The sequence below is a fragment of the Pseudomonas sp. HMWF006 genome, assembly GCF_003061205.1.
Taxonomy (GTDB): Bacteria; Pseudomonadota; Gammaproteobacteria; order Pseudomonadales; family Pseudomonadaceae; genus Aquipseudomonas; species Aquipseudomonas monsensis.
On record NZ_QAIU01000448.1, the window covers coordinates 1 to 1,651 of the forward strand.

At 58.9% G+C, this 1,651-nt stretch carries 3 protein-coding genes; all 3 read left to right on the top strand.

Annotation, left to right across the window (positions count from 1 at the left end; genetic code table 11):
• Positions 1-592, top strand: a 592-nt coding sequence (gene fliA, locus DBR24_RS19035) for an RNA polymerase sigma factor FliA (RefSeq protein ID WP_146189084.1), incomplete at its 5' end; no start/stop codon positions are given.
• 167 nt (positions 593-759) lie between these two features.
• Positions 760-1,131 (top strand): chemotaxis response regulator CheY, encoded by a 372-nt coding sequence (locus tag DBR24_RS19040; RefSeq protein ID WP_003183998.1) that lies wholly within the window; start codon positions 760-762, stop codon positions 1,129-1,131.
• Positions 1,132-1,149: 18 nt separating this feature from the next.
• Positions 1,150-1,651, top strand: a 502-nt coding sequence (locus DBR24_RS19045; RefSeq protein ID WP_146189085.1) for a protein phosphatase CheZ, incomplete at its 3' end; no start/stop codon positions are given.

Consider the following 1,651-nt stretch of genomic DNA (forward strand, 5'->3'; position numbering starts at 1 on the left):
GGCCGGCATGATCGGTCTGCTCGAAGTCTCGACCAAATACGACGCCAGCAAAGGTGCCAGTTTCGAAACGTACGCGGGCATTCGAATCCGCGGCGCGATGCTCGATGAAGTCCGTAAAGGGGACTGGGCGCCACGCTCGGTTCACCGCAACACCCGTATGGTCAGCGACGCAATTCGGGCAATTGAAGCTAAAACCGGCCGTGATGCTAAAGATCACGAGGTTGCGGCCGAACTCCAATTGAGTCTCGACGATTACTACGGGATTTTGAATGACACCCTGGGCAGCCGCCTGTTCAGTTTCGACGACCTGTTGCAGGACGGCGAACACGAAGGGCTGCACGAGGATGGCGCCAGTGCTCATCTTGAGCCGTCACGCGATCTGGAAGATGAACGTTTCCAGGCCGCACTGGCGGACGCGATTGCCAATTTGCCGGAGCGTGAGCGACTGGTGTTGGCGCTGTACTACGACGAAGAGCTGAACCTCAAGGAAATCGGTGAAGTCCTTGGCGTCAGTGAGTCGCGGGTCAGCCAGTTACACAGCCAGTGCGCGGCCCGCTTGCGGGGGCGTTTGGGGGAGTGGCGAGCGCGCTGAAGGCAGTGTGGGGACACTGCGAACGAGGCTGGTGCGGTGATGAACGGCACCGGTCTTGCTCTGTTGTGCTCCAGACAGTCTTCGAGTGCTACGCCGGATTGATTGAAATGGCGCGTCCAGGTGCTGGGCGCGTTTAAGACTGCTTGGAGGTCGAATTGGACAAGAACATGAAAATCCTCATCGTTGATGACTTCTCAACGATGCGGCGGATCATCAAGAACCTGCTGCGTGATCTGGGGTTCACCAACACCGTCGAGGCCGACGATGGCACCACTGCCATTCCGGTGCTCAACAGCGGAAGCATCGACTTTCTGGTAACGGACTGGAACATGCCGGGCATGACCGGTATCGACCTGCTGCGCCACGTACGTGCCGATGAAAAACTCAAGCACCTGCCCGTGCTGATGGTGACGGCAGAAGCCAAGCGTGAGCAGATCATCGAAGCAGCCCAGGCCGGTGTGAACGGCTACGTGGTCAAACCTTTCACGGCTCAGGCGCTGAAAGAAAAAATCGAGAAGATTTTCGAACGCATCGGCTGATGAACGCGCGGGGGAGCTATGGAGCATAACGAATCTTCACAGGGCGATTTCGAGTCGACCCTGAAAAAACACGCGGTCGAACTGGTCGAAAGCCTTGAAAAAGGCAGGTTCGGCGACGCTGTGCAACTGATCCATGAGCTCAATCAGACCCGTGACCGCGGCCTGTATCAGGAAGTGGGCAAGCTCACGCGCGAACTGCACAGTGCGATCGTCAACTTCCAGATTGATCCGCACATGCCGCAGGCCGAGGAAGTGTCGCAAATCACCGACGCCACCGAACGCCTGGGCTATGTGGTCAAGCTGACTGAAGCCGCGGCCAACCGCACCATGGATCTGGTGGAAAGCGCCACCCCGGTGGTCAATGGCCTGGCTGACGAAGCCCAGGCCCTGAGCACCGATTGGGGTCGCTTCATGCGTCGCGAGGTCGGGGCTGAAGAGTTCCGCGAACTGGCGCGTCGGGTCGACGGTTTTCTGTCGCGCAGCAGCACGGACAACCGTGCGGTGTCGAGCAACCTCAACG

Excerpts from the sequence above, each read along its gene's own strand:
- DBR24_RS19040 (WP_003183998.1), top strand. The coding sequence starts at position 760 with ATGAAAATCCTCATCGTTGATGACTTCTCAACGATGCGGCGGATCATC.